Origin of the sequence: Streptomyces griseoluteus (assembly GCF_004784465.1) — a bacterium.
Lineage (GTDB): Bacteria > Actinomycetota > Actinomycetes > Streptomycetales > Streptomycetaceae > Streptomyces > Streptomyces griseoluteus.
The window spans coordinates 263,064-289,884 of record NZ_SRRU01000010.1 but is presented as its reverse complement, the minus strand read 5'-3'; the positions used below and the strand labels follow the sequence as shown (position 1 = coordinate 289,884).

Annotated in this window: 19 protein-coding genes; 9 read left to right on the top strand and 10 right to left on the bottom strand. The window is 72.1% G+C overall.

Going from position 1 to position 26,821, the window contains the following annotated elements; genetic code table 11:
- Positions 1–3: 3 nt before the first annotated feature.
- Together E5082_RS26495 and iolC are read right to left on the bottom strand one after the other, a co-directional pair.
- Positions 4–903, bottom strand: a complete 900-nt coding sequence (locus E5082_RS26495) for a Cgl0159 family (beta/alpha)8-fold protein (RefSeq protein ID WP_135793761.1) — start codon at positions 901–903, stop codon at positions 4–6.
- A 142-nt stretch (positions 904–1,045) separates the two neighbouring features.
- Entirely contained in the window at positions 1,046–2,011 is a 966-nt protein-coding gene (gene iolC, locus E5082_RS26490) for a 5-dehydro-2-deoxygluconokinase (RefSeq protein WP_135793760.1), read from the bottom strand.
- Between the two features lie 151 nt (positions 2,012–2,162).
- Here iolC and E5082_RS26485 point away from each other — a divergent pair, with 151 nt between their 5' ends.
- The 4 genes from E5082_RS26485 (at position 2,163) to E5082_RS26470 (ending at position 6,409) form a co-directional block, all read left to right on the top strand.
- Positions 2,163–3,077: a sugar phosphate isomerase/epimerase family protein gene (locus E5082_RS26485; protein WP_135793759.1), complete on the top strand. Its 915-nt coding sequence runs from the start codon at positions 2,163–2,165 to the stop codon at positions 3,075–3,077.
- Positions 3,078–3,372: 295 nt separating this feature from the next.
- On the top strand, positions 3,373–3,573 hold the full coding sequence (locus E5082_RS26480; RefSeq protein WP_135793758.1) for a helix-turn-helix transcriptional regulator: 201 nt from the start codon (positions 3,373–3,375) through the stop codon (positions 3,571–3,573).
- Positions 3,574–3,784: 211 nt separating this feature from the next.
- A complete protein-coding gene (locus E5082_RS26475; RefSeq protein WP_135793757.1) occupies positions 3,785–4,024 on the top strand; it encodes a heavy-metal-associated domain-containing protein in 240 nt (79 codons plus the stop codon).
- Positions 4,025–4,144: 120 nt separating this feature from the next.
- Positions 4,145–6,409 (top strand): heavy metal translocating P-type ATPase, encoded by a 2,265-nt coding sequence (locus E5082_RS26470; protein ID WP_135793756.1) that lies wholly within the window; start codon positions 4,145–4,147, stop codon positions 6,407–6,409.
- A gap of 560 nt (positions 6,410–6,969) precedes the next feature.
- Here the strand turns inward: E5082_RS26470 and E5082_RS26465 are convergent.
- A complete protein-coding gene (locus tag E5082_RS26465) occupies positions 6,970–8,274 on the bottom strand; it encodes a citrate synthase (RefSeq protein ID WP_135793755.1) in 1,305 nt (434 codons plus the stop codon).
- Positions 8,275–8,406: 132 nt separating this feature from the next.
- Positions 8,407–10,752, bottom strand: coding sequence for an SF1B family DNA helicase RecD2 (recD2, locus tag E5082_RS26460; protein WP_135793754.1), 2,346 nt, complete (start codon positions 10,750–10,752; stop codon positions 8,407–8,409).
- A gap of 180 nt (positions 10,753–10,932) precedes the next feature.
- On the opposite strand from recD2, the gene E5082_RS26455 reads away from it, so the two are divergent.
- The 4 genes from E5082_RS26455 to E5082_RS26440 are packed head-to-tail and all read left to right on the top strand — an operon-like array spanning position 10,933 to position 16,394.
- Positions 10,933–11,991, top strand: a complete 1,059-nt coding sequence (locus tag E5082_RS26455; protein WP_135793753.1) for a LacI family DNA-binding transcriptional regulator — start codon at positions 10,933–10,935, stop codon at positions 11,989–11,991.
- Complete coding sequence (locus E5082_RS26450; protein ID WP_135793752.1) at positions 11,988–13,520, top strand: sugar ABC transporter ATP-binding protein; 1,533 nt, start codon at positions 11,988–11,990, stop codon at positions 13,518–13,520. Before E5082_RS26455 ends, E5082_RS26450 begins: the two co-directional genes overlap by 4 nt.
- Entirely contained in the window at positions 13,510–15,462 is a 1,953-nt protein-coding gene (locus tag E5082_RS26445; protein ID WP_135793751.1) for an ABC transporter permease/substrate-binding protein, read from the top strand. The genes E5082_RS26450 and E5082_RS26445 overlap by 11 nt, the downstream gene beginning before the upstream one ends.
- Before the next feature lie 29 nt (positions 15,463–15,491).
- Positions 15,492–16,394: a ribokinase gene (locus tag E5082_RS26440; protein WP_135793750.1), complete on the top strand. Its 903-nt coding sequence runs from the start codon at positions 15,492–15,494 to the stop codon at positions 16,392–16,394.
- Positions 16,395–16,572: 178 nt separating this feature from the next.
- Here the strand turns inward: E5082_RS26440 and E5082_RS26435 are convergent, their stop codons facing one another.
- The 4 genes from E5082_RS26435 to E5082_RS26420 all read right to left on the bottom strand — a co-directional run bounded on the left by E5082_RS26435 (position 16,573) and on the right by E5082_RS26420 (position 24,315).
- On the bottom strand, positions 16,573–18,414 hold the full coding sequence (locus E5082_RS26435) for a glycoside hydrolase family 3 protein (RefSeq protein WP_135793749.1): 1,842 nt from the start codon (positions 18,412–18,414) through the stop codon (positions 16,573–16,575).
- 164 nt (positions 18,415–18,578) lie between these two features.
- Positions 18,579–20,012 carry a S28 family serine protease gene (locus E5082_RS26430; protein ID WP_135793748.1) on the bottom strand — a complete coding sequence of 478 codons (1,434 nt, stop codon included), beginning with the start codon at positions 20,010–20,012 and terminating at the stop codon, positions 18,579–18,581.
- 87 nt (positions 20,013–20,099) lie between these two features.
- On the bottom strand, positions 20,100–20,489 hold the full coding sequence (locus E5082_RS26425; RefSeq protein WP_135793747.1) for a hypothetical protein: 390 nt from the start codon (positions 20,487–20,489) through the stop codon (positions 20,100–20,102).
- Positions 20,490–20,595: 106 nt separating this feature from the next.
- Entirely contained in the window at positions 20,596–24,315 is a 3,720-nt protein-coding gene (locus E5082_RS26420; protein WP_135793746.1) for an ABC transporter ATP-binding protein, read from the bottom strand.
- A 118-nt stretch (positions 24,316–24,433) separates the two neighbouring features.
- Here E5082_RS26420 and E5082_RS26415 point away from each other — a divergent pair, with 118 nt between their 5' ends.
- Complete coding sequence (locus E5082_RS26415; RefSeq protein WP_135793745.1) at positions 24,434–24,712, top strand: hypothetical protein; 279 nt, start codon at positions 24,434–24,436, stop codon at positions 24,710–24,712.
- A 39-nt stretch (positions 24,713–24,751) separates the two neighbouring features.
- Here the strand turns inward: E5082_RS26415 and E5082_RS26410 are convergent, their stop codons facing one another.
- Together E5082_RS26410 and E5082_RS26405 are read right to left on the bottom strand one after the other, a co-directional pair.
- The gene (locus E5082_RS26410) at positions 24,752–25,741 is read right to left on the bottom strand and encodes an esterase-like activity of phytase family protein (RefSeq protein ID WP_135793744.1); all 990 of its coding nucleotides are present in this window, start codon (positions 25,739–25,741) and stop codon (positions 24,752–24,754) included.
- A gap of 54 nt (positions 25,742–25,795) precedes the next feature.
- The gene (locus E5082_RS26405; RefSeq protein ID WP_135793743.1) at positions 25,796–26,719 is read right to left on the bottom strand and encodes a serine hydrolase; all 924 of its coding nucleotides are present in this window, start codon (positions 26,717–26,719) and stop codon (positions 25,796–25,798) included.
- Between the last annotated feature and the right edge of the window lie 102 nt (positions 26,720–26,821).

Here is a 26,821-nt window from a genome sequence, read left to right as displayed (position 1 = left end):
CCCTCACAGCAGTCCTGCGGCGGTGTCCACGGCGGCGGCCACGTCGCCGTCCGCCGGGTACAGCAGTGTGCGGCCGACCACCAGGCCGCGCACGGTGGGCAGTTGCAGCGCGCCGCGCCACTTCTCGTACGCGGCCGCCTGCTCCTGCGGGGAGCCGCCGGTCTCGCCGCCCAGCAGGACGGCGGGCAGCGTGGTGGTCGCCATGACGTCGGCCATGTCGTCCGGGTTCTCCGTGACGGGCACCTTCAACCAGGTGTAGGCGGAGGAGCCGCCGAGTCCGGAGGCGATGGCGAGGGAGGTGGTCACGGCCGCGGCGGACAGATCGTTGCGCAGGCGCCCGTCCGGGCCGCGTCGGCTGAGGAACGGCTCGATGAACAGCGGGAGTCGGCGTTCGGCCATGGCGTCGACGGCGCGGGCGGCGGACTCCAGGGTGGTCAGCGAGCCGGGGTCGGAGGGGTCGATGCGCAGCAGCAGCTTGCCCGCGTCGAAGCGGCGGCGCGTGAGGTCCTCGGGGCGGTGTCCGGTGAAGCGGTCGTCCAGTTCGAAGCGGGCGCCCTGGAGACCGCCCCGGTTCATGGAGCCGAGGACGACCTTGCCCTCCAGGGCGCCGAGCAGCAGCAGGTCGTCCAGTACGTCGGCACTGGCCAGCACCCCGTCCACGCCGGGCCGGGACAGCGCCACGCACAGCCGGCGCAGCAGGTCGGCCCGGTCGGCCATGGCGAAGGGCCGCCCGCCGGCGCCGAGCGCGCCCCGCGCCGGATGGTCGGCGGCCACGATCAGCAGCCGCTCCCTCGCCCCGACCAACGGCCGACGCACCCGCCGTGCGGCAGCCTCCGCGATGGCCTCGGGGTGCCGGGTACGGAGGTGGACCAGGGCGGCGACGTCGACGTGGGCGGTGCTCATCGCCCGGCTCCGGCGCGCTCCGGGGGTCCGGCGGCGGCCTCGGCGATCCCGGCTCCGGACGCACCGGCGGCGGCCTTCGCCCCGGTGGCGGCGCCCCCACCGGTAGCCCCCACGCCGATCCCCGCCCCCGCCCGGCCAGGGCTCATCGCACCGCTCCCGCCGCCAGCGCGGCAGCCACCTCGTCCGGCGTGGGCATGGCGGAGGAGCACTCCAGCCGCGAGGCGACGATCGCCCCGGCGGCGTTGGCGTGCCGCATCACCGTCTCCAGGTCCCAGCCCTCCAGCAGCCCGTGACACAGCGCGCCCCCGAACGCGTCGCCCGCGCCGAGGCCGTTGAGGACGGTGACGGGCAGCGGGGGCACCTCCGCGCTCTCGCCGTCGCGGTGGACGGCGAGGACTCCCTTGGGGCCCTGCTTCACCACCGCCAGCTCCACCCCCGCGTCCAGCAGCGCGCGGGCGGCGGCATGCGGTTCGCGGGTGCCGGTGGCGATCTCCACCTCGTCCACGTTTCCCACGGCGACGGTGGCGTGCCGCAGGGCCTCGGTGTAGATGGGGCGGGCGGTGCCGGGGTCCTCCCGGGCCGCGTCGTTCCACAGAGCGGGCCGCCAGTCCAGGTCGAAGACGGTGATGCCCGACCGGGCCCGGTGGGCCAGGGCGGCCAGGGTGGCGGTGCGGCTCGGCTCCTCGCTCAGGCCGGTGCCGGTGACCCAGAGGACGCGGGCGGCGCGGATCGCGTCGAGGTCGAGTTCGCCGGGGTGGATCTCCAGGTCGGGGGCCTTGGGGAGCCGGTAGAAGTAGAGCGGGAAGTCGTCCGGCGGGAAGATCTCGCAGAAGGTGACCGGGGTGGGCAGTCCGGGCACCGGGGTGACCCAGCGGTCGTCCACGCCGAAGCCGCGCAGCGCCTCGTGGAGGTACGTACCGAACGGGTCGTCACCGGTACGGGTGATGACGGCGGTTCCGAGTCCGAGGCGGGCGGCGGCGACGGCGACGTTGGTGGCGGAGCCGCCGAGGAACTTGCCGAAGGAGGTCACCCGGTCGAGCGGGACACCGGTCTGGAGGGGGTAGAGGTCCACCCCGATCCGTCCCATGGTGATCAGGTCGTACGCCATCGACTCCCCTTCGCAAGGATTCGTCAGGACTACCCCCGGCAGGACTCTGCCCCGGCTTTCTAGTCCGGACCGGTGAGCCCTGTCAACGTTTTGTCCAGACATTCGGACCAGCTATTGACACACTTTCCGGACGGCCCGCACGCTGACGGCCATGACGTCCATGCCGTCCTCCCCGCTGTCCCGCGTCCGCGTCGGATCGGCGCCCGACTCCTGGGGCGTCTGGTTCCCGGACGACCCCGCCCAGGTCCCCTGGCGGCGCTTCCTGGACGAGGTGGCCGCGGCCGGTTACGAGTGGATCGAGCTGGGCCCCTACGGGTACCTGCCCACCGACCCCGAGGTGCTCGCCGAGGAGACCGCCCGGCGTGGCCTGAAGGTGTCGGCCGGGACCGTGTTCACCGGGCTGCACCACGGCCCGGCGGTGTGGGAGAAGACCTGGGAGCACGTCTCCGCCGTGGCCGGGCTGACCCGCGCGACCGGCGCCCGCCACCTTGTCGTCATCCCCTCCTTCTGGCGCGACGACCGCACCGGCGCGGTGCTGGAGCCGGCCGAACTGACCCCGGCCCAGTGGCGCGACCTGACCGGGCAGACCGAGCGGCTGGGCCACGAGGTGCGCGAGCGGTACGGACTGACGATCGTCGTCCACCCCCACGCCGACACCCACATCGACACCGAGGCCCACGTCACCCGCTTCCTCGACGCCACCGACCCCGACCTGGTCTCCCTCTGTCTGGACACCGGCCACTACGCCTACTGCGGCGGGGACAGCGTCGAGCTGATCGAGACCTACGGCGAGCGGCTCGGTTACCTCCACCTCAAGCAGGTCGACCCGGAGATCCTGGCCCGGGTGCGCGCGGACGGCACGCCCTTCGGCCCGGCGGTCGCGCGGGGCGTGATGTGCGAACCCCCCGGCGGGGTACCCGCGCTGGGCCCCGTCCTGGAGGCGGCGGCCCGGCTGGACACCGACCTGTTCGCCATCGTCGAGCAGGACATGTACCCCTGCGAGCCGGACCGGCCGCTGCCGATCGCCCGCCGCACCCGCGCGTTCCTGAGGTCCTGCGGCGTATAAACGCACCGCCGGACGCCCGCGCGCGGGCGTCCGCGACGGTCCCGCCCGTACGGGTCAACCCGCCACGCCCGGCACACGCCCGTTTCCTCTGCTGTGGTTGTGTCACGAACGCACCTCTCCTGTCACATATGTCGCGTGTACGCGGGTCCTCGGTCACACCCGCCCCACAGCCGCTTGCTCGCGGTCACTGTGCGTCGTTGACCGGGCACAGGCTTGGTGATCACCAGCACAGCGCCGGGCTCCCCCGACGGCCGCTCCCAGGCCGCCGCCGCGGCGCGCGCAGGAGGTGCGACGCATGACCGACCGCAGGCTCTGGTCCTACAAGGAGATCGCGGCACACATCCGGGTGCAGCCGGACACCGTTCGGTCCTACCGGAAACACGGCCTGCTGCCGCCGCCCGACCACGTGGAGAGCGGCAAGCCCTACTGGTACGCCGACACCGTCCGCGCCTGGGTCGCCTCCCGGCCCGGCAACCGGGCCCGCCGAGACGGCTGACCCTCGCGCCGCCCGGTACGGGAACGCCCGTACGCCTCCCTCAGGGGACGGCGTGCGGGCGCTCGTCGTACTGCGACAAAGCGGGGCGTATACATAGGCTGCCGGTGAATTCGCCCCGCCTCGGTATCCCCTTGGCTCATACCCCCTAGGGGTATAGTGTGCGAAGAGTGAGGGTCCCCCGAGGACACCCCAGTACGACGAGGAGAACGACATGAGCGCCCAGACCGACACCCCCGGCTCCGTCACCGCCGTCTACCAGGTGAGCGGCATGAGCTGCGGCCACTGCGAGGGCTCCGTCTCCGGCGAGATCTCCCAGCTCCCCGGCGTCAGCTCGGTGAAGGCCGTCGCCTCCACCGGTGAGGTCACCGTCGTCTCGGCGGCCCCGCTCGACGAGGAGGCCGTGCGCGCCGCCGTCGACGAGGCCGGCTTCGAGCTGACCGGCCGGGCCTGAGCACCGCACCGCAGGTCCGCTCGCGCGGCGCGCGGACCGCGCAACCTTCCCCCGACCGGGCCGTACCGACCAGCTCATACTGGATTCCGTAAGGTCCGGTCCGATGTCTGGAGTCCGGGCATGACCAGCACCACCGCAGAGACAGGGCGCACGGCGCCCGAGGCGGACGAGAACCGGGTCGAGCTGCTCATCGGCGGCATGACCTGCGCGTCCTGCGCCGCGCGGGTGGAGAAGAAGCTCAACCGCATGGACGGCGTGAGCGCCACCGTGAACTACGCGACGGAGAAGGCGAAGGTCAGCTTCGGCGACGGCGTCCATGTCGCGGACCTGATCGCGGTCGTCGAGAAGACCGGGTACACCGCCGAGGAACCCCCGCCCCCGGAGCCGGAACCGGCCCCCGACGCGGGCGAGTCCGCCGGGCCGGCCGAGCGCGACCCCGAGCTGTCCGCGCTCCGGCAGCGGCTGCTGATCTCCGCCCTGCTCGCCGTGCCCGTGATCCTGATGGCCATGGTCCCGCCGCTCCAGTTCGACAACTGGCAGTGGCTCTCCCTGACCCTCGCCGCGCCCGTGGTGGTCTGGGGCGGGTGGCCCTTCCACCGGGCCGCCTGGACCAACCTGAGGCACGGCGCGGCCACCATGGACACCCTGGTCTCGGTCGGCACGCTGGCCGCGTTCGGCTGGTCGCTGTGGGCCCTGTTCTTCGGCCACGCGGGCATGCCCGGCATGCGGCACGCCTTCTCGTTCACCGTCTCCCGCTCCGAGGGCACCTCCGTCATCTACCTGGAGGTCGCCGCCGGGGTCGTCGCGCTGATCCTGCTCGGCCGCTATCTGGAGGCCCGCTCCAAGCGCCGGGCCGGAGCCGCGCTACGCGCGCTGATGGAGCTGGGCGCCAAGGACGTGACCGTACTGCGGGACGGGCGCGAGACGCGGATCCCCGTGGGCTCGCTCGCCGTGGGCGACCGGTTCGTGGTGCGACCCGGCGAGAAGATCGCCACCGACGGCACGGTGCTGGAGGGCACCTCCGCCGTCGACGCCTCCATGCTGACCGGCGAGTCTGTGCCCGTCGACGTCTCCCCCGGCGACCGGGTCACCGGCGCCACCGTCAACGCGGGCGGGCGGCTGCTGGTCGAGGCGAACCGGGTCGGCGGGGACACCCAGCTGGCCCGGATGGCCCGGCTGGTGGAGGACGCGCAGAACGGCAAGGCCGAGGTGCAGCGCCTCGCCGACCGGATCTCCGCCGTGTTCGTGCCGGTCGTCATCCTCATCGCGCTCGGCACCTTCGGCGTCTGGCTCGGCGTCACCGGGGACACGGTCGCCGCGTTCACCGCCGCCGTCGCCGTACTGATCATCGCCTGCCCCTGCGCGCTGGGCCTCGCCACCCCGACCGCGCTGATGGTCGGCACCGGGCGGGGCGCGCAGCTCGGCATCCTCATCAAGGGTCCCGAGGTGCTGGAGTCCACCCGGCGTGTGGACACCGTCGTCCTCGACAAGACCGGCACCGTCACCACCGGGCGGATGACGCTCCAGGAGGTGTACACCGCCCCCGGCGAGGACGAGAAGCAGGTGCTGCGGCTCGTCGGCGCCCTGGAGCACGCCTCCGAGCACCCGGTCGCCCGCGCCGTCGCGGAGGGCGCGGAGGAGCGCGTCGGCACGCTGCCCCCGGCCGGGCACTTCGAGAACGTCCCCGGCCGCGGCGTACGCGGCCGCGTGGACGGCCACGAGGTGGCCGCCGGACGGCTCTGGGACGACCTGCCCGGGGAACTCGACACCGCCCGCTCCAGGGCCGAACAGGAGGGCCGTACGGCCGTCGTGGCGGGCTGGGACGGCAAGCCGCGCGCGGTGCTCGCCGTCGCGGACGCGGTGAAGGAGACCAGCGCCGAGGCGGTACGCGACCTGCGCGCGCTCGGTCTGACGCCGGTGCTCCTCACCGGGGACAACCGCACGGTGGCCGAGGCGGTCGCGCGGGAGGTCGGCATCGACGAGGTCATCGCCGAGGTGCTGCCCGAGGACAAGGTGGACGTGATCCAGAAGCTGCGGCGCGAGGGCCGGGCCGTGGCCATGGTCGGGGACGGGGTGAACGACGCCGCCGCGCTCGCCACCGCCGACCTCGGTCTCGCCATGGGCACCGGCACCGACGCGGCGATCGAGGCCGGGGACCTCACCCTGGTCCGGGGCGACCTGCGGGTGGCCGCCGACGCCATCCGGCTCTCCCGGCGCACCCTCGCCACCATCAAGGGCAACCTGGTGTGGGCCTTCGGCTACAACGTCGCCGCGCTGCCGCTGGCCGCGGCGGGTCTGCTGAATCCGATGATCGCGGGGGCGGCGATGGCCTTCTCCTCGGTGTTCGTGGTGACCAACAGCCTGCGGCTGCGCCGGTTCCGCTGAGGCGGGCCAGGAAGTGCCGTAGGTGGCCGGAAGAAGTCCCCCGGGGAGAAGTAAGAGTCCCTCTGGAGTCCGGCGCGCACCTCACATAAGCTCTTCACAAGGCTCGCGCATCTTCCTTACGCTTGGGCCCCGATCGCCGTATCGGGGCTCTTGCGCACCTATGGGACGTATGCAAGAGACGCAGATCACAGTGACGCGAACGTAACCATCGAAGGGGTTCGAAGGTCTAAGTTGGCGGTGTCAGTCCAGCGTCTTGGGGGGCGCCGGCTGGCATCTGGAGTTGTCTTGGGGGACTTCTTCAGAGATGCGTTGCCGGGGCACGTACACCGGGAAGCTTTGAGCGGCCCTCCCAGCGTGCGCTGTCCCGGCAGACCGCAACACGTTTCACGTCACCGGAGCACGGCGGGTACGCCCGTCCTGCTCGGACAGCGAATTCAGGCGCTGTCTCTCCGAGCGCCCGGCCCGGATCCCGTGGGGGGAATCCGCACCGGGGCATGGGAAGGCGCCCTGGACGTCGGCCCGTGGGGGGACCGACGCCAGGGCGCCTTCCGCTTTTTCCGTTACTGGCGCTGCTCGACCGGCACGAAGTCGCGCTCGACGACACCCGTGTAGATCTGACGCGGGCGGCCGATGCGGGAACCCGGCTCCTTGATCATCTCGGTCCACTGGGCGATCCAGCCCGGCAGCCGGCCGAGGGCGAACAGGACCGTGAACATCTCGGTCGGGAAGCCCATGGCCCGGTAGATCAGACCGGTGTAGAAGTCCACGTTGGGGTAGAGGTTGCGCGAGACGAAGTAGTCGTCGGAGAGCGCGTGCTCCTCCAGCTTGAGCGCGATGTCCAGCAGCTCGTCGGACTTGCCGAGCGCGGAGAGGACGTCGTGCGCGGCAGCCTTGATGATCTTGGCGCGCGGGTCGAACGACTTGTACACCCGGTGGCCGAAGCCCATCAGGCGGACGCCGTCCTCCTTGTTCTTCACCTTGCGGATGAAGGAGTCGACGTCGCCGCCGTTGGCCTGGATGTTCTCCAGCATCTCCAGCACCGACTGGTTGGCGCCGCCGTGCAGCGGGCCCCACAGCGCGTTGATGCCGGCGGAGATCGAGGCGAACATGTTGGCCTGCGAGGAGCCGACCAGACGGACCGTGGAGGTCGAGCAGTTCTGCTCGTGGTCCGCGTGCAGGATCAGCAGCTTGTCCAGCGCGGAGACGACGACCGGGTCGAGGTCGTACTCCTGGGCCGGCACCGAGAACGTCATGCGCAGGAAGTTCTCGACGTAGCCGAGGTCGTTGCGCGGGTAGACGAACGGGTGACCGATCGACTTCTTGTAGGCGTACGCCGCGATCGTCGGAAGCTTGGCGAGCAGCCGGATCGTGGAGAGGTCGCGCTGCTCCTCGTCGAACGGGTTGTGGCTGTCCTGGTAGAAGGTGGACAGCGCCGAGACAACCGAGGACAGCATGGCCATCGGGTGGGCGTCGCGCGGGAAGCCCCGGTAGAAGTTCTTGACGTCCTCGTGCAGCAGGGTGTGCCGCGTGATGTCGTTCTTGAACTTGGCCAGCTCGTCGACGGTCGGCAGCTCACCGTTGATCAGCAGGTACGCCACCTCGAGGAAGGTGGAGCGCTCGGCGAGCTGCTCGATCGGGTAGCCGCGGTAGCGGAGGATGCCCGCCTCGCCGTCGAGGTAGGTGACGGCGGATTTGTACGCGGCGGTGTTGCCGTAACCGCTGTCCAGGGTCACCAGACCGGTCTGGGCGCGGAGCTTCCCGATGTCGAAGCCCTTGTCGCCGACGGTGCTGTCGACCACCGGATAGGTGTACTCGCCGTCGCCGACCCGCAGTACTACCGCGTCGTTCTTGGTGTGCTCGCTCACGTCTTCCCTCACCGACTTAGTGCCTCATCTTCGAGGTGCCCTGACTGTCTCTACCATCCCCCATTTGGCTCAGGAGAGTGCACTCGGGGTCGCCACTTGGCCCACTGGCGGCACTCAGTGCCGTCAACCTGCTCATCCTGCCCCCTGGGCGGGGCACGGGGAAAGGCTCTGTGACCTTCGTGACTCATTTGATCGATCATTTTCGCCACCCCGTACGGAACCGGCGAGCCTGAAGCCGAGCGCCGTGCACCGCCGGCCTGCCGACACCGTGCGTACGGCCTGCCCGATCGCCTTGCGCGAGCCCACCAGCACCACCAGCTTCTTGGCGCGGGTGACCGCCGTGTATAGCAGGTTGCGCTGGAGCATCATCCAGGCGCCGGTGGTGACCGGGATCACCACGGCCGGGTATTCACTGCCCTGGGAGCGGTGAATGGTCACGGCGTAGGCGTGGGCCAGTTCGTCCAGTTCGTCGAATTCGTACCCCACCTCCTCGTCCTCGTCGGTCAGCACCGTCAGGCGCTGCTCGACCGGGTCGAGTGAGGTCACCACGCCCACGGTGCCGTTGAAGACGCCGTTCGCGCCCTTGTCGTAGTTGTTGCGGACCTGGGTGACCTTGTCGCCGACCCGGAAGACCCGGCCGCCGAACCGCTTCTCCGGCACATCGGGGCGGCCGGGGGTGACGGCCTGCTGGAGCAGGGCGTTGAGGGCGCCGGCGCCCGCGGGGCCCCGGTGCATCGGGGCGAGGACCTGCACGTCCCGGCGCGGGTCGAGGCCGAAGCGGGCCGGGATGCGGCGGGCGGCCACGTCGACGGTGAGCCGGCCGGCCTCCTCGGTGTCGTCCTCGACGAAGAGGAAGAAGTCGTCCAGCCCCTCGGTGAGCGGGTGCCGGCCCGCGTTGATCCGGTGCGCGTTGGTGACCACGCCGGACCGCTGGGCCTGGCGGAAGACACGGGTGAGCCGGACGGCGGGCACCGGGCTCCCCTCGGCCAGCAGGTCCCGCAGCACCTCCCCGGCGCCGACGCTGGGCAACTGGTCCACGTCACCCACGAACAGCAGGTGGGCGCCGGGCGGTACGGCCTTGACCAGCTTGTTGGCGAGCAGCAGGTCCAGCATGGACGCCTCGTCCACCACCACGAGGTCGGCGTCCAGCGGGCGGTCGCGGTCGTAGGCGGCGTCCCCGCCGGGCTTCAGCTCCAGCAGCCGGTGCACGGTGGACGCCTCGGCGCCGGTCAGCTCGGCCAGCCGCTTGGCGGCGCGTCCGGTGGGCGCGGCGAGCACCACCTTGGCCCGCCGGGCGCGGGCGAGTTCGACGACCGAGCGGACGGTGAAGGACTTGCCGCAGCCGGGGCCGCCGGTGAGGACGGCGACCTTCTCGGTGAGCGCGAGCCGGACGGCCGCCTCCTGCTCCGGCGCGAGGTCGGTGCCGGTACGGCCCTTCAGCCAGCCGAGCGCCTTGTCCCAGTTGACGTCCCGGAAGGCCGGCATCCGGTCCTCGCCGGTGCGCAGCAGCCTCGACACCTGGGCGGCGAGGGAGAGTTCGGCCCGGTGGAAGGGGACGAGGTACACGGCGGTGACCGGCTCCCCGCCGTCCGGCCCGGGCACCCTCTCCCGCACGACACCGGGCTCCTCGCCCTCCTCGCCGGGAGCGGCCAGCTCGGCCAGGCACTCGATGACCAGGCCGGTGTCGACCTGGAGGAGCTTGACCGCGTCCGCGATGAGGCGTTCCTCGGGCAGATAGCAGTGGCCCTGGTCGGTGGACTGGGAGAGGGCGTACTGGAGGCCGGCCTTGACGCGTTCGGGGCTGTCGTGCGGGATGCCGACGGACTGGGCGATCCTGTCGGCGGTGAGGAAGCCGATGCCCCAGACGTCGGCGGCGAGCCGGTACGGCTGGTTCTTCACCACGGAGATGGAGGCGTCGCCGTACTTCTTGTAGATGCGCACGGCGATGGAGGTGGAGACCTCGACGGTCTGGAGGAAGAGCATCACCTCCTTGATCGCCTTCTGTTCCTCCCAGGCGTCGGCGATCCGCCGGGTGCGCTTGGGGCCGAGGCCGGGGACCTCGATCAGGCGCTTCGGCTCCTCCTCGATGATCCTCAGGGTGTCCAGGCCGAAGTGCCGGGTGATGCGGTCGGCGAAGACCGGGCCGATGCCCTTGACCAGGCCGGAGCCGAGGTAGCGGCGGATGCCCTGGACGGTGGCGGGGAGGACGGTCGTGTAGTTCTCGCAGGTGAACTGCCTGCCGTACTGCGGGTGCGAGCCCCAGCGCCCCCGCATCCGCAGCGACTCCCCCACCTGGGCGCCGAGCAGCGCGCCGACCACGGTGAGCAGGTCGCCGCCGCCCCGGCCGGTGTCGACGCGGGCGACGGTGTAGCCGGTCTCCTCGTCCGCGTAGGTGATGCGCTCCAGCACACCCTCCAGCTCCGCCAACTGCCGTTCGCCCGCGGTGTTACCCGTCTGTCGAGCCGCCCCTTGAGCCATGGACCGACGGTACCGGCGGGGACGGACAGTGAACCCCGCACCCGCTGCGCTCATCTGAGCAAGGTTCATCACGATCTGATTTCAGCCATCGGGGAGGGGCTTGCCGGGAGCCCGTGTAATCGATTCCAATCCTCCGGAACACGTCGTTGTAAACGATTCCACAAGGAGGTGGAGCCGTCGATGGCGAGCATCAAGGACGTCGCCGCCGCGGCGGGTGTCTCCGTCGCCACGGTCTCGCGCGTGCTGAACGCTCATCCCTCGGTGAGCGCCGAGGCGCGCTCCCGTGTGCTGGCCGCCGTGGCCGCGCTGGGCTACCGGCCCAACGCCGTGGCCCGTTCCCTGCGCACCGACCAGACCCACGCCCTCGGCCTGGTGATCGGCGATGTGCTCAACCCGTACTTCACCGAGCTGGCCCGCTCGGTGGAGGAGGCGGCGCGCGCCCTCGGGTACAGCGTGATCATCGGCAACGCCGACGAGCGCCCCGACCTCCAGGACCACCACGTCCGCACCCTGCTGGACCGCCGGATCGACGGTCTGCTGGTCTCCCCGGCCCCCGGCGACTCCCCGCTGCTGCTGGACGCGGCCCGCGCGGGCACCCCCGTGGTCTTCGTGGACCGCTGGATTCCGGGAGCCGACGTCCCGGTGGTCCGGGCCGACGGCCGACGGGCGGTACGGGACCTGGTGGCGCATCTGCATCTGCTCGGGCACCGGCGGCTCGCCATCATCGCGGGCCCGGCCGGCACCACGACCGGCAGCGAGCGGGTGACCGCCTTCCGGGACGCGCTGGCCGCGTACGGGCTGCCGCTCACCGACGAGCTGATCGGCCACGGCGACTTCCAGGCGGCCAGCGGACGGCGGGTCACCGAGGGCTTCCTCGACCTGCCCGAGCCTCCCGACGCGGTGTTCGCCGCCGACAACCTGATGGCGCTGGGCGCGCTGGACGCGATCCGGGCGCGCGGGCTGCGGGTGCCGGACGACATCGCGCTGGCGGTGTTCGACGACATCCCGTGGTTCGTGCACACCGACCCGCCGATCACCGCCATCGCCCAGCCCACCGGCGAACTGGGCCGGGCCGCCGTGCGCGCCCTGGTCGACCGGATCGAGGGGCGGGCCGCCGAGTCCGTCACCCTCGACGCCCGGCTGGTGGTGCGCCGCTCGTGCGGTGCCCCGGCCCCCGTACTGATTCCTCCCACGTCCCCCATCCGAAGGAGCACCCCGGTGCAGAGGAGCACACCGTGAGCGATCCCGACGAACTGCTGCGCGTCGAGGGCATCCGCAAGGCATTCCCCGGTGTGGTCGCGCTGGACGGCGTCGACTTCGGCCTGCGCCGGGGCGAGGTCCATGTCCTGCTCGGCGAGAACGGCGCGGGCAAGTCCACCCTGATCAAGACCCTCTCCGGCGCCTGCCCGCCGGACTCCGGGCGCATCCTGGTCGACGGCACCGAGGTCCGGGTGCGCAGTGCGCGGGACGCGGAGGCGCTCGGGATCGCCACGATCTACCAGGAGTTCAACCTGGTCCCCGATCTGACGGTGGCCGAGAACATCTTCCTGGGCCGCCAGCCGCGCCGGTTCGGCATGGTGGACCGGGGCCGGATGGAGGCGGACGCCGAGGCCCTGCTGAAGCGGGTCGGGCTGGACGTCCACCCGCGCACGCGGGTGCGTGAACTGGGCATCGCCCGGCTGCAGATGGTGGAGATCGCCAAGGCGCTCAGCCTGGACGCCCGTGTGCTGATCATGGACGAGCCGACCGCGGTGCTCACCTCCGAGGAGGTGGGCCGGCTGTTCGCGCTGGTGCGCTCGCTGCGCGCGGACGGCGTCGGCATCGTGTTCATCACCCACCACCTGGACGAGATCGCCGCGCTCGGCGACCGGGTCACCGTGATCCGGGACGGCCGCAGCGTCGGCCAGGTCCCGGCGTCCACGCCCGAGGACGAACTCGTCCGGCTGATGGTGGGCCGCTCCATCGAGCAGCAGTACCCGCGCGAACGCCCCGAGCGGGGCGAGCCGTTGCTCGCGGTGGAGGGGCTGACCCGGGACGGCGTCTTCCACGACGTGAGCTTCGAGGTGCACGCCGGTGAGGTCGTCGGCATCGCCGGGCTGGTCGGCGCGGGCCGTACCGAGGTGGCGCGGGCGGTGTTCGGCGCCGACCCGTACGACGCGGGCTCGGTGAAGGTGCGCGGCACCGCGCTGCGCCGGCACGACGTGGACGCGGCACTGACCGCCGGGATCGGTCTGGTGCCCGAGGACCGCAAGGGCCAGGGGCTGGTGCTGGACGCCTCCGTGGCGGAGAACCTGGGCCTGGTGACCCTGCGTTCGGCGAGCCGGGGCGGGCTGGTGGACCGCAAGGGCCAGTACGCGGCGGCCGGGCGGATCGCCGAGCGGCTGAACGTGCGGATGGCGGGCCTCGGCCAGCACGCGCGCACCCTGTCCGGCGGCAACCAGCAGAAGGTCGTCATCGGCAAGTGGCTGCTGGCCGACGCCGAGGTGCTGATCCTCGACGAGCCGACGCGCGGTATCGACGTCGGCGCCAAGGTGGAGATCTACCAGCTCGTCAACGAACTCACCGCGGCCGGTGCGGCCGTCCTGATGATCTCCAGCGACCTGCCCGAGGTGCTCGGCATGAGCGACCGGGTGCTGGTGATGGCCCAGGGCCGGATCGCGGGCGAACTCGAGGCCGCCGAGGCCACCCAGGACGCCGTCATGTCCCTCGCCGTGGGCACCCCCACGACCGACCCCAGTACCGAAACGGAGGCCCCCGGTGGCCACTGACACCCTCAAGAGCCGGGCCGGCTCCGGAAGTTCCGCGGCAGGCGGCTTCGGCCGGCTGCTGCTCGACAACGGCGCGCTGACCGCGCTGATCGTCCTCGTCATAGCCCTGTCGGTGCTGTCGGGCGACTTCCTGACCACCGACAACCTGCTCAACATCGGTGTGCAGGCGGCCGTGACGGCGATCCTCGCCTTCGGTGTGACGTTCGTGATCGTCTCGGCGGGCATCGACCTGTCGGTGGGCTCGGTGGCCGCCCTGTCGGCGACCGTGCTGGCCTGGAGCGCCACCTCGCACGGCGTACCGGTCGCCCTCGCGGTGGTCCTCGCCCTCGCCACGGGCATCGCGGCGGGCCTGGTCAACGGCTTCCTGACGGCGTACGGGAAGCTGCCGCCGTTCATCGCCACGCTGGCCATGCTGTCGGTGGCGCGCGGTCTGTCGCTGGTGATCTCCGGGGGCGTGCCGATCCCGTTCCCGGACTCCGTCTCCCACCTCGGGGACACCCTCGGCAACTGGCTGCCGGTGCCGGTGCTGGTCATGGTGGTCATGGGGCTGCTCGCGGCGTTCGTGCTGGGGCGGACCTACATCGGCCGGTCGATGTACGCGATCGGCGGCAACGAGGAGGCCGCGCGCCTCTCCGGCCTCCGGGTGAAGCGGCAGAAGCTCGCCGTGTACGCGCTGTCCGGGGTGTTCGCGGCCGTCGCCGGTGTGGTGCTCGCCTCCCGGCTCTCCTCGGCGCAGCCGCAGGCCGCCGACGGCTACGAGCTGGACGCCATCGCCGCCGTGGTCATCGGCGGTGCCTCGCTCGCGGGCGGCACCGGCAAGGCGTCGGGCACCCTGATCGGCGCGCTGATCCTGGCGGTGCTGCGCAACGGCCTCAACCTGCTCTCGGTCTCGGCGTTCTGGCAGCAGGTCGTCATCGGTGTCGTCATCGCGCTGGCCGTGCTGCTGGACACCGTGCGCCGCAAGGCGGGCGCGACCCCGGTGGCGGCCGGTACCGGCGGCGGGAACCGGGGCAGGCAGGCGGCGACGTACGGGCTCGCGGCCGTGGTGACCGTGGCGATCGTCGGCGCGACCTCCTTCCTGCACAACGGCTCGGCCCCGGCCGGCCCGAAGCTGGGCCTGTCGCTGTCGACCCTGAACAACCCGTTCTTCGTGCAGATCCGGGACGGCGCCCAGGCGGAGGCGAAGAAGCGGGGCGTGGACCTCACCGTCACCGACGCCCGTGACGACGCCTCCCAGCAGGCCGACCAGCTCCAGAACTTCACCAGCTCCGGCTACGGCGCGGTCATCGTCAACCCGGTGGACTCCGACGCGGCCGGCAACTCGGTGAAGGCGGCGGGCAGGGCCGGCATCCCGGTGATCGCGGTGGACCGCGGGGTCAACAAGGCGAAGGTGGCCGCGCTGGTCGCGTCCGACAACGTGGCGGGTGGCGAGCTGGCCGCGAGGACGGTCGCGGAGAAGCTCGGCGGCAAGGGCCGGATCGTCGTCCTCCAGGGCCAGGCGGGCACCTCCGCCGCGCGTGAGCGGGCCGAGGGCTTCGCCAAGGGGCTGAAGCGGTTCCCCGGCATCAAGGTGCTGGCGCAGCAGCCCGCCGACTTCGACCGGGCCAAGGGTCTGGACGTGATGTCCAACCTGCTCCAGGCCCACCCCGACGTGCAGGGCGTCATCGCGGCCAACGACGAGATGGCCCTCGGCGCGATCAAGGCGCTCGGCGCGAAGGCGGGCAGGTCCGTGCAGGTGGTCGGCTTCGACGGCACCCCGGACGGACTCAAGGCCGTCAAGGACGGCAGTCTGTACGCCTCGGTGGCGCAGCAGCCGACCCAGCTCGGCCGGATCGCCGTCACCAACGCTCTGAAGGCGCTGGACGGCGGCAAGGTCGCGCCGATGGTGAAGGTGCCGGTGAAGGTGGTCACCCGCGAGAACGTGGCCGGCTTCACCGGCTGACCGTGCCGCATATCCGTAAGGGAGCCTTGATGTACGACTACGACCTGCTGGTCGTGGGGTCCGCCAACGCCGATCTGGTGGTCGGGGTGGAGCGGCGGCCGGGTGCCGGGGAGACGGTGCTCGGCGGTGACCTGGCCGTCCATCCGGGCGGCAAGGGCGCCAACCAGGCGGTCGCCGCCGCCCGCCTCGGCGCCCGTACGGCGCTGCTGGCGCGGGTCGGCGACGACGGCCACGGCCGTCTGCTGCGGGACTCGCTCCGCTCGGCCGGGGTGGACACGGCGGCCGTGCTGACCGGCGGGGCGCCGACCGGGGTCGCGCTGATCACCGTCGACCCCTCCGGGGACAACAGCATCGTGGTCTCCCCCGGCGCCAACGCCCGCCTCACCGCGGGTGATGTGAGGGCGGAGGTGCTGGGCGCGGCGCGGGTGGTGTCGGCGCAGTTGGAGATCCCGCTGGAGACGGTGGCGGCCGTGGTGCGGGCGCTGCCGGAGGGCACCCGGTTCGTGCTGAATCCGTCCCCGCCGCGCCCGCTGCCCGATGACGTGCTCGCCGCCTGCGATCCGCTGGTGGTCAACGAGCACGAGGCGCGGGTGCTGCTCGGCGACGAGGAGACCGGCGACGACCCGGCCGGCCGGGCCCGGCGCCTGCTGGCCCTCGGCCCGCGCTCGGTGGTGGTGACGCTGGGCGCGAAGGGCGCGCTGGTGTGTGACGCCTCGGGCGTACGGGCGGTGCCGTCGGTGGCGGTGGCCGCCGTGGACACCACGGGTGCCGGGGACGCGTTCACGGCCGCGCTGGCCTGGCGGCTGGGCGCGGGCGAGGAGTTGCCGGTGGCGGCCGCTTACGCGGCCCGCGTCGGCGCGGCAGCCGTGACCCGGCGCGGGGCGCAGGAGTCGTACCCGACGGCGGCGGAGGTCGCGGCACTGGACGCCTGAGAAAGTTTCGAGGGGGCGTCCCCGGTCTTGTCGACCGGGGACGCCCCCTCGGCTTTCCCCCTACGTACCGGAGCTTCGCAATCCCCCCACGGAATCCCCCCCGAAGCCCCGACGCGTAGTACGACACCGGATGGCGGCGAAGGGTTGCACGCCCGTCGAGGATTTTTTTCGCGGGCCCCTAGTAGCTCAGTCCGTACCCGAGCGGATACAGCTCCTTCGCCGGGTCGTCGGCCCGCGCGATCGGTACCGGGAGCTTGCCGCGCGGCTTCACCCGGCCGGCGATCACCCGTGCGGCGGCCCGGAGTTCGACGTCGGTCCAGCAGTAGGCGGCCAGGTGCGCCTTGACCTCGGTGAGCTGGGCGACGTCGTACGGGTTGCGGATCGCCAGCGCGATCACCGGCCGTCCGGTGGCCAGCAGGCTTCGGGCCAGGGTGCGTTGGGAGCTGGACGCCGTCACGTTGTACGTGGCCACGATCACCGCGTCGGCGTCCTGGGCGGCGGTGACCGCCCTGGTGATGGCGTCCGCCGTGGGCGCGGTGCCGGTGGACAACGCCGTTGCCGTGAAGCCCAGTCCGGTCAGCGCGGCGGCCAGTACGCCGGTCGGCGGCCCGGTGGTGCCGGAGGGGGAGGCCGGGTCGGCGCCGACGACGAGGACCTTCGGCTGCCTGCGCCGGTCCAGCGGGAGCAGTCGGCCCTCGTTGACCAGCAGGGTGGTGGTGCGGTCGGCGATGTGGTCGGCGGCGGCGAGGTGCTGCTTGTTGCCCACCGTCCGGTCGACGCCCGCACGGGTGACGCGGGTGTTCTGGAAGAGGCCGAGCCTCGCCTTCATGCGCAGGATCCGGAGAACCGATTCCTCCACGCGGGCCTCGGTCAGCTCGCCGTTGCGGACGGCCGCCAGCACCGCGTTCCAGGCCACGTCCATGGACGGCGGGTTGAGGAGCTGGTCCACCCCGGCCTTGAGCGCGAGCACCGGCACCCGGTCGTCGCCGTACTTGGTGCGGACGCCCTCCATGCCGAGGGAGTCGGTGATGACCACGCCGTCGTAGCCGAGTTCGCCGCGCAGGATGCCGGTGACGATCGGGTGGGAGAGGGTGGCGGGGTCACCGGAGGGGTCGAGCGCGGGGAACTGGATGTGCGCGGTCATCACGGAGTCGATGCCCGCGGCGACGGCGGCCCGGAACGGCACCGCGTCCAGCGTGTCCCACTGCTCCCGGCTGTGCGTGATGACGGGGAAGCCGGTGTGGCTGTCGACGGCGGTGTCGCCGTGGCCCGGGAAGTGCTTGGCGGTGGCCGCGACCCCGGCCGCCTGGTAGCCCTTCACCTCGGCCGCGGCCAGGGCGCCGACGAGGGCGGGGTCGGCGCCGAAGGACCGTACGCCGATGACCGGGTTGGCCGGGTTGACGTTGACGTCGGCGTCGGGCGCGTAGTCCTGGTTGACGCCCATCGCGCGCAGCTCGGTGCCGGAGATGCGGCCGGTGGTGCGGACGTCGGTGCGGGAGCGGCCGGCGGCGAGCGCCATGGCGCCGGGAAGCAGGGTGGCGGGCTTGCCGATCCGGCAGACGGCGCCGTGCTCCTGGTCGGTGGCGATGAGCATGGGCAGCCCGCGCGGCCGGGTCAGCGAGGAGCGCTGGATGCCGTTGGAGAGGTCGGCGATCTGGTGCGGGTCGCGGGTGTTGTGCGCCCAGGTGAAGTAGATGATGCCGCCGACCCGGTACCGCTCGATCAGCTCGTCGGCGGTGCGGACGCCGAGTTCCTTGAGGTTGGCGTCGATGTCCGCCTGGTCGGGGGCGGTCGCGGAGTGGCCGTAGATCCGGGAGACGAAGAGCTGGCCTACCTTCTCCTCCAGCGTCATCCGGGCGATGACCGCCCGCAGCGCCGCGTCGTCCGGGGCGGCGGCGTGGGCCCTGCCGGAGGCGGCGGGGACGGCGAGCGCGGCGCCGAGGCCGGCCGCGCTCGCGAACAGGGACCGTCTGGAGGGTCCCGTGGTGTTTCCCGTGCTTCCCGTGCTGGTGTGGTGCACGTGCGCCCCTTCCGAAGGAGAGAACCGCTGAAGGAAACTTTCGGAAGTCAGCAATATCCGGGAAGTTTCTTTCCGTCAAGGGAACTCACGGGGCATCACCCACCGTGGCCGTGAACGGCGAAGGGGGCGCCGGACGTGATCCGGCGCCCCCTCCCCCGCCTGCGCTACGGGCGCAGCGCGGGCTCGCGCTCCACGTCCCGTACGTCCAGCCGGCCGTCGAACCGGGCCAGCGGCTTCGCCGCCGACGGGTCGGCCTGGACCGCCGGGGACGCCACCCCGGCCCACTTGAGGATGCGGGCGGTGGCGAAGGCCCGCTCGTCGGCGACGAGTCCGGCGACGTTCGCGCCGTGGTTCATGCCGGGCGCGGTGAACACGTAGGAGTCACGGGCGCCCGCGCCGGGGCGGAAGCGCTCCGAGCCCCACGGGTCGTTCTGCCCGTACACGAAGAGCATGTGCCGGGCGTCGTGCCGGACCCAGTTGTCCACGTCCCGCATGGCGCCGTGCTGGAAGCGCATCGGGATGGAGCGGGGCACGAAGTTGCGCGGCGGCTGGTAGCCGTAGCGGATCAGCTTCCGCTCGATGTGCGGGAAGTGAATGGTGGGCGCGCCGAGCTGGGTGCCCGCCTGGTAGTAGTACGGCGTGTACTGCTCAAGCCCCTGGTCGGTGTAGGCGGAGAAGCCGGAGATGGTGTCGACCGAGTCCCAGATCGCGTCGTCGGTCGCGGTGGCCGCGCCGGACGGGATCGAGTCGCAGTCGGCGAGGCCGCTGTACTGCCAGAAGCCCCACACGTAGTCCAGGACGACGGCCTCGTACGCCTTGTCCAGGGAGCCGATGGTGGTGAAGGTGTAGCCGTTGTCGGCGGCGTACTGGGCGTACCGCTGCTCCAGCGGCTTGCGGCGGACGAGCGCCTCGCGCTGGACGGCGTTCAGCTTGTCGCGGCACTCCTCGGTGCCGACCCGCTCGAAGAAGCGGTCGTAGGCCGAGTCCTCGTTGTTGACCACGTCGTTGGGGGCGACGTACGCGACCACGCCGTCCATGTCGCGGGGGTAGAAGCGCTCGTAGTAGGTGGCCGTCATGCCGCCCTTGGAGCCGCCGGTGGCCAGCCAGTTGGCGGGGTACAGCGGCTTCAGCGCCTCGAAGACGCGGTGCTGGTCGCTCGCCGCCTGCCAGATGTCCAGCTTGGACCAGTCGGCCGGGGCCGGGCGGGACGGGGTGAAGAAGCGGTACTCCAGCGAGACCTGGTTGCCGTCCACGATCTGGGTGGGTTCGCGGCGGGACGGTGTGGTGGAGACGTTGTAGCCGCCGGTGTAGAAGACGGTCGGGCGGCTCACGTCCTTGTGCAGCACGGTGATCCGCTGCTGGAAGGTGCCCCGGTCCGGGTGCCGGTGGTCGACCGGCTGGGTGAAGTTCAGGACGAAGTAGCGGTAGCCGGTGTACGGCTTCTCCTCCACCAGGCTGATGCCGGGTATCGCCAGCAGCCGGTCCTTGATGTCCGTGGGTGCCGGCGGTGCGGTGGTGGCCGCCCCCGCTGTGCCCGCCGTGCCCAGTGTGCCGATGAGCACCGTGAGCGCCAGCAGCCATCTCAGCGCCTTGCGCATGCGCACTCTCCCCTGTGAGACAGATGTCCGCCGGAAGCTATCCGAGCAACTGCCTTCACACCAGAGGGGATTGACCGGTTCGCGTGATCAGCACAGAATCCAGCCGGAGGCGACGGTGCCCCGGCCGGCCGCTCCGCGCACCTTGACGCACCGGTGCCCGGCGTGGACGGTCACCGGTCCGGCGTGGTGCTTGTAGCGGCCCTGGTCGGTCACCGGCCGGTTGCCGCGCGCCTGCACGCTGACCAGCAGGACGCCGGAGCCGGACTTCTTGGCGACCGTGATGGCGCACACATAGCCGTTGCTCCGGTAGAGGTGGACCGTGCCGGTGCGGAACGGCAGCGTGCGCACCTCGCGTCCCGCGCACCGCCCCCTCGTCGCCGCATCGGCGGTGCCGGGGGCCGCGAGGGCGAACGCCCCGGACAGGGACAACGCGGCCGCGCCGAGTGCCGCCCACCGCCGTATCGCCCCACCGTCCACCGCTCGTCCTTCCCCGCCCCATGGGCACACCTTTGCGATCTACGTACTGATGTACGGACGCGTCAGATGTGCCGGATGGTTGCGCGGTCCCCGGCGGCCGTGCTCCTCAGGAGGTGACGCCGACCGGCTCCTCCGGCTCCGACTGGCCGGTGAAGGTCCGCCACATGTCGGCGTACCGGCCGTCGCGGGCGAGGAGTTCGGTGTGGTGGCCGTCCTCCACGATCCGGCCGTGCTCCATCACCACGATGCGGTCGGCACGCGCGGCCGTGGTCAGCCGGTGCGCCACCACCAGGGTGGTACGGCGGCCCGCGAGCCGGTCGGTGGCCTGGTTGACCTGCGCCTCGGTGGCCAGGTCCAGCGCGGCGGTCGCCTCGTCCAGCAGCAGCACGTCGGGGTCGACCAGTTCGGCGCGGGCCAGCGCGATGAGCTGGCGCTGCCCGGCCGAGAGATTGCGGCCGCGCTCGGCGACCTCGTGCAGATAGCCGCCGTCCAGGGTGGCGATCATCTCGTGCGCGCCGACCGCCCGCGCCGCCGCCTCCACCTCGGCGTCGGTGGCGTCCGGCCGCCCGTACGCGATGGCGTCGCGGACCGTGCCGGGGAACAGGTACGCCTCCTGCGGCACCACCCCGAGCCGGTGCCGGTACGAGGTGAGGTCGAGCGCGCGCAGATCGGTGCCGTCGGCGGTGACCCGGCCCGAGGTCGGGTCGTAGAACCGCGCGACCAGCTTGACCAGGGTCGACTTGCCCGCGCCGGTCTCGCCGACGAACGCCACGGTCTGCCCGGCCGGGATGGCGAGGTCGATCCCGGTGAGCGCCTCCTCCTCGTCGCCGTACGCGAAGGACACGTCCTCGAAGGCGATGTCACCGCGCAGCGAGAGCACCTCCAGCGGGGCGTGGGCGGCCCCGGTGGAGGCCGGTTCGCGCAGCAGCTCCTGGATGCGGCCCAGCGAGACGGTGGCCTGCTGATAGCCGTCGAAGACCTGGGACAACTGCTGCACCGGGGCGAAGAACAGGTCGATGTAGAGCAGGTAGGCGACCAGCGCGCCCGTGGTCAGCGTGGCCGCCTCCACCCGCCCGGCGCCCGAGATCAGCACGGCGGCGGCCGCGACCGAGGACAGGAGCTGTACGAAGGGGAAGTAGACGGAGATCAGCCACTGGCCCCGGATACGGGCCTGCCGGTAGGACTCGCTGCGCTCGGCGAACCGGCGCCCGCCGTCCCGCTCGCGGCGGAACGCCTGCACGATCCTCAGGCCCGCCACGGACTCCTGGAGGTCGGCGTTGACCACCGACACCCGCTCCCGCGCCAGCTCGTACGCCTTCACACTGGCCCGGCGGAAGAAGAAGGTGGCGAGGATCAGCGGGGGCAGGGTGGCGAACACGACCAGCGCGAGCTGGACGTCCAGCACCAGCAGGGCGCCCATGATGCCGAAGAAGGTGACGACCGAGACGAACGCGGTGACCAGGCCGGTCTGCAGGAACGTGGACAGCGCGTCCACGTCCGTGGTCATCCGGGTCATGATCCGGCCGGTCAGCTCGCGCTCGTAGTAGTCCAGGCCGAGCCGCTGCAGCTGGGTGAAGATCTTCAGCCGCAGCGCGTACAGCACCCGCTCGCCGGTGCGGCCGGTCATCCGGGTCTCGCCGTACTGCGCGGTCCACTGCACCAGCACGGTGAGCAGGCCGAGCAGGGAGGCCGCCCAGACCGCGCCGAGGGCGGTACGGGTCACGCCCTCGTCGATGCCGTGCCGGATCAGCACCGGCAGCAGCAGGCCGGAGCCCGCGTCGACGGCGACCAACGCCAGGCTGACCAGCAGGGGACGCCCGAAGCCGTGCAACAGGCGGCGCAGCCCGTAGGAGTCCTCGGCGCGGACCGCGCGGGCCTCGTCCACGTCCGGGGTGTCGGTGGCCGGGGGCAGCGCCTCCACCTGGGCGAGCAGCTCGGGGGTGGCCGGGGTGCCCGAGAGGGTCTGCTCCCGCGGCGTGCGGTCGCCGGTCCACAGCCGGGGGGTGACCCCGCGCTCGGCGTCGAACTCGGCGTCCAGCTCCTCGCGTACGGAGGTGTCCTCGGTGCGCTCGGCCGGGCGGGCGCGGCCCGGCGAGGGGGCGCCCAGTTCGTCGGGGTCGGTGAGCAGCCTGCGGTAGAGCGGACAGCGCTCCTGGAGTTCCTCGTCGGTGCCGAGGTCGACCAGACGGCCGCCGTCCAGCACGGCGATGCGGTCGGCGAGGCTGAGGGTGGAGCGGCGGTGTGCGATGAGCAGGGTGGTCCGGCCCGCCATGACGTGGGCCAGCGCCTCGTGGATCTCGTGCTCGACCCGTACGTCCACCGCCGAGGTGGCGTCGTCCAGCACCAGCAGGCGGGGGTCGGTGAGCAGGGCGCGGGCGAGCGCGAGGCGCTGGCGCTGGCCGCCGGAGAGGGTCAGGCCGTGCTCGCCGACCCTGGTGTCGTACCCCTCGGGCAGCTCGCGGACGAACCGGTCGGCCTGGGCGGCGCGCGCGGCGGCCTCGATCTCGTCCTGGGTGGCACCGGGGCGGCCGTACGCGATGTTCTCGCGGACGGTGGCGGAGAACAGGAAGGAGTCCTCCGGGACCAGGCCGATCGCGGCGCGCAGCGAGTCCAGCGTCAGCTCGCGCACGTCGTGGCCCCCGACCAGGACGGCGCCGTGGGTGACGTCGTAGAAGCGCGGCAGCAGCAGGGAGAGAGTGGACTTGCCGGAGCCGGAGGAGCCGACGACGGCCAGGGTCTCGCCGGGGCGGATCTCCAGGCTGAGCCCGTCGAGGACCGGCCGCTCCGGGTCGTAGCCGAAGGAGACGTCGTCGAACTCGACGGCGGCGGGGGCGTCGGCGGGGAGGGGCTTGGTGCCGTCCTTGAGGGACGGCTCGGTGTCGATCAGCTCCAGGACGCGCTCGGTGCCCGCGCGGGCCTGCTGGCCGACGGTGAGGACCACGGCGAGCATCCGGACCGGGCCGACGAGCTGGGCGAGGTAGGTGGAGAAGGCGACGAAGGTGCCGAGCGTGATGTGCCCGCGCACCGCCAGCCAGCCGCCGAGGGCCAGCATCGCGACCTGGCCGAGCGCCGGGACGGCCTGGAGGGCGGGGGTGTACTTGCTGTTCAGCCGGATGGTGCGCAGCCGTCCCGCGAACAGCCTGCGGCCGACTTCGCGCAGCTTCCCGGTCTCCTGCTCCTCCTGCCCGAACCCCTTCACCACGCGTACGCCGCTCACCGCGCCGTCGACCACGCCCGCGACGGCGGCGGCCTGGGCCTGGGCGTACCAGGTGGCGGGGTGCAGCCGGGTCCGGCTGCGGCGGGCGATCCAGCCGAGGGCGGGGGCGACGGCGAGCGCGACCAGGGTCAGCGGGAGCGACAGCCAGGCCATGATGCCGAGCGAGATCAGGAAGAGCAGGACGTTCCCGATGGTCATCGGGAGCATGAACAGCAGACCCTGGATGAGCTGGAGGTCGCTGGTGGCCCGGCCGACGACCTGCCCGGTGGACAGCTCGTCCTGACGGCGGCCGTCGAGCCGGGTGATCGTGTCGTACATCCCGGTGCGGAGGTCGTGCTGGACGTCCAGGGCGAGCCGGCCGCCGTAGTAGCGGCGGACGTAGGTGAGGGCGTAGATCAGCAGGGCCGCGGCGATCAGGGCACCGGCCCAGGGGGCCATGTCACGGGTGTGGTCGCCGATCACGTCGTCGATGATCACCTTGGTGATCAGCGGGACCACGGCCATGACGGCCATCCCGCCAAGAGAGGCGCCCAGCGCCAGGACGACGTCCTTCGGATGGCGCCAGGCGTATCCCGCCAGCCGTCGCGCCCATCCTTGTTGCGGTCCCACGCGGGTGTCCTCCGTCGCTCTGCCTGATCTTCCGTGAGGCACAAACACGAGGGTGCATGGGGGTATTCCGGGCGGGAATGTGCCGCACGGCGGGCGGGGCGTCGTGGTTCGTGCTGGAATGCGACGCGTTCGTACGGTCTCTGCGCTGGAGGCGGTCATGGACAAGGGCGACATCGACGTGCCCGACGCGGCCGACCTGGACGCGGCGGCCCGGCGGTACGGCGCGTCCAAGGGGTGGTCGCTCCCGGACGGCGGCTGCCCCGTCCGGCCGCCGGACCCGCACGGCGCGGAGGATCTGCGGCGGGCGATCCACGCGGTGGGGCGGGGGCGGCGTGACCCGCAGGACGCGATCCGGCGGCATGTGGAGGAGCGGCGCGGGCGCTGGGGCTGGGGCTGACCGCGGAGATTCCTTCGGGCTGGAAAGCGGACGGGAGTCTCAGCCGAGGCGGACGCGGAGGCGGTAGAGGCGGGTCGTCTGGGCCGGGTTCTGGTTGTCGTCGCTGACCAGGAGCACCTTGAGTGCCTTGCGGCCGCCGCCCGTGACGGTCATCCCCTCTATGTTGTCCAGCAGCGGGTTGGGCTGGGGCTGGCGGGCGGTCGCACCGAGGGAGGGGCAGTCGGCCAGGTCCGCGAGCCGGGTCTTGTGGAGGGTTCGGACTCCGGGCTGTCCGGTGAGGTGATCGATACGGGACGTGTCGGTGGCGTGGCCCTGGTCCGCGAGGTTCAGCCGGACGGTGTTGCCGACGCCCGCCTCGAAGCCGCGCTCCAGCACGAGGAGGCGCCCGTCGGGGGTGGCCTGCACCTCGGGCACGCCCAGAGCGGGGCCGTCGGTGCGGTACGCGTACTGCGCGCCGAGGCGGAAGCGGCCGTGGTCCCGCGTCCAGGTCTGGAAGCGGACGGTGCCGGGGGTGTCGCCGGCGAGGGCGTACTCCATGGAGGCGAGGAGGGTGAGGCCGCCGGGGAGGAGGGTGAGGCCCTCGAAGGTCTGGTTGGCGGTGGCGCGGCCGGCGGGGGCGACTCGGAGGTCCGGCGGGACGGGGAGCCGCTCCAGGAGTTCGCCCTCGCGGGAGTAGCGGCGTACGGAGGGCTCGGTCTCGGAGGTGACCAGTCGGGTGCCGTCCCGGTCGACGGCGAGCCCCTCGGAATCGAGATCGCCGGGGAGCGTCACGGCTCCCGCCGGACCCCTGGCGTCCAGGCGGAACAGGGTGGAACGGTCCGAGAGCGCGGCGAGTGAACCGTCGCGGTCGACGGCGAGGGCGGAGAGGTTGCCCACGTAGACACCGTCGTAGGTGGTCTTGTCGAGGGCGTCGGAGAAGCTGTCGATGGCGACGGAGGCCGAACAGGCTTGTTTTCGCGGGGTGTCGGCGTTCGCGGTGCCGGTGGCGGCGAGGGTGGCGGCGGCGAGGGCCGCGAGCACGGTGCGCATGCCGGTCACCGTAGGGCGTGCACGGTGACCGGCGGGAGAGCGCCCGGTGAAGGATCAGCCCTGCGGCGGGGTCGCGACGAACGCCTCGCGGGGGGTGCTGGTGGGGACGTACAGGGACGTCTTGGCGGTGGTGGGGACCAGGTCCTTGTGGATGGCCTTGGCGACGGTCTGGATGGTGGTGACGCCGTAGTTCATCGTGCTGTTGTCCTGGGTCAGCACGGTGATCGTGTAGTCGTGGCCGCCGCCGTTGAAGGTGCCGAGGCTGTGGACGCGCCAGCCGTGGGTGGAGCGCTGCAGCCAGCCGTTCTTGACGTGCACGGCGACGGTGGAGGGGGCGCCGGCGGGGGTGCCCCAGCGCTGGGACGAGATGACCTTGCCCATCAACTTCAGGATGTACGCACGGGAGTTGTCGCTCAGCACGGAGTTCTTGGCGGTGACGAGCTTGAGCAGCCTCTGCTCGTCGGTGACGTTGATCTGGGTCAGACCCCAGTAGCCGTTCGCGCCCGGCGTCGTCTTCGTCATCCCGGCGGCCGTGAGGAAGCCCTTGACCTTCGTCACGCCGAGCTGCTTCCACAGCTTGCTGGTCGCGGTGTTGTCCGACTTGGTGATCATCGCCGTGGCCAGCGAGGTCTCGGTGCTGGTCAGATACCGGTTGTGCTTCTTCGCGTCCCACAACAGGGTGGCCAGCACGGTGACCTTGACGGTGCTCGCCGAGTCGTACGAGCTGGTCGCCCGCAGTGTGCACGTCGTCTTCGTGCCCGCCTCGTACACCCCGAGCGCCACGCTGCCCTTGCGGTTGGCGAGCGCGGCGGTGATGTCCTTGCTCAGCTTCGCCGCGAGCCCGGCCTTGGCGGAGGTGCAGGTGACCGCGGTGGCGGCGGATGCGGGGGCGGCCCCGACAACGGGCACGAGCAGCACTCCGCCCAGAACAGCGGCGAGCGCACCCTTACGGGCGCGGGGTGATATCCGATGCGTCATGCACGGATTGACTCGTGGGGAGGCGGGAGGGTTGCACTGGTGTTCGTCAAGGTGGGGGCGTGCCGCCCCTACACGCCCGCGATCCCTGGCAGTTGAGGGTGC

Coding starts and splice junctions, on each gene's coding strand:
- E5082_RS26455 (WP_135793753.1), top strand. CDS start 10,933: ATGGCGAGCATCAAGGACGTCGCCGCCGCGGCGGGTGTCTCCGTCGCC.
- E5082_RS26440 (WP_135793750.1), top strand. CDS start 15,492: ATGTACGACTACGACCTGCTGGTCGTGGGGTCCGCCAACGCCGATCTG.
- E5082_RS26410 (WP_135793744.1), bottom strand. CDS start 25,741: ATGCGCACCGTGCTCGCGGCCCTCGCCGCCGCCACCCTCGCCGCCACC.
- E5082_RS26405 (WP_135793743.1), bottom strand. CDS start 26,719: ATGACGCATCGGATATCACCCCGCGCCCGTAAGGGTGCGCTCGCCGCT.
- E5082_RS26495 (WP_135793761.1), bottom strand. CDS start 903: ATGAGCACCGCCCACGTCGACGTCGCCGCCCTGGTCCACCTCCGTACC.
- E5082_RS26430 (WP_135793748.1), bottom strand. CDS start 20,012: ATGCGCAAGGCGCTGAGATGGCTGCTGGCGCTCACGGTGCTCATCGGC.
- recD2 (WP_135793754.1), bottom strand. CDS start 10,752: ATGGCTCAAGGGGCGGCTCGACAGACGGGTAACACCGCGGGCGAACGG.
- E5082_RS26470 (WP_135793756.1), top strand. CDS start 4,145: ATGACCAGCACCACCGCAGAGACAGGGCGCACGGCGCCCGAGGCGGAC.
- E5082_RS26415 (WP_135793745.1), top strand. CDS start 24,434: ATGCGACGCGTTCGTACGGTCTCTGCGCTGGAGGCGGTCATGGACAAG.
- iolC (WP_135793760.1), bottom strand. CDS start 2,011: ATGGCGTACGACCTGATCACCATGGGACGGATCGGGGTGGACCTCTAC.
- E5082_RS26480 (WP_135793758.1), top strand. CDS start 3,373: ATGACCGACCGCAGGCTCTGGTCCTACAAGGAGATCGCGGCACACATC.
- E5082_RS26475 (WP_135793757.1), top strand. CDS start 3,785: ATGAGCGCCCAGACCGACACCCCCGGCTCCGTCACCGCCGTCTACCAG.
- E5082_RS26485 (WP_135793759.1), top strand. CDS start 2,163: ATGACGTCCATGCCGTCCTCCCCGCTGTCCCGCGTCCGCGTCGGATCG.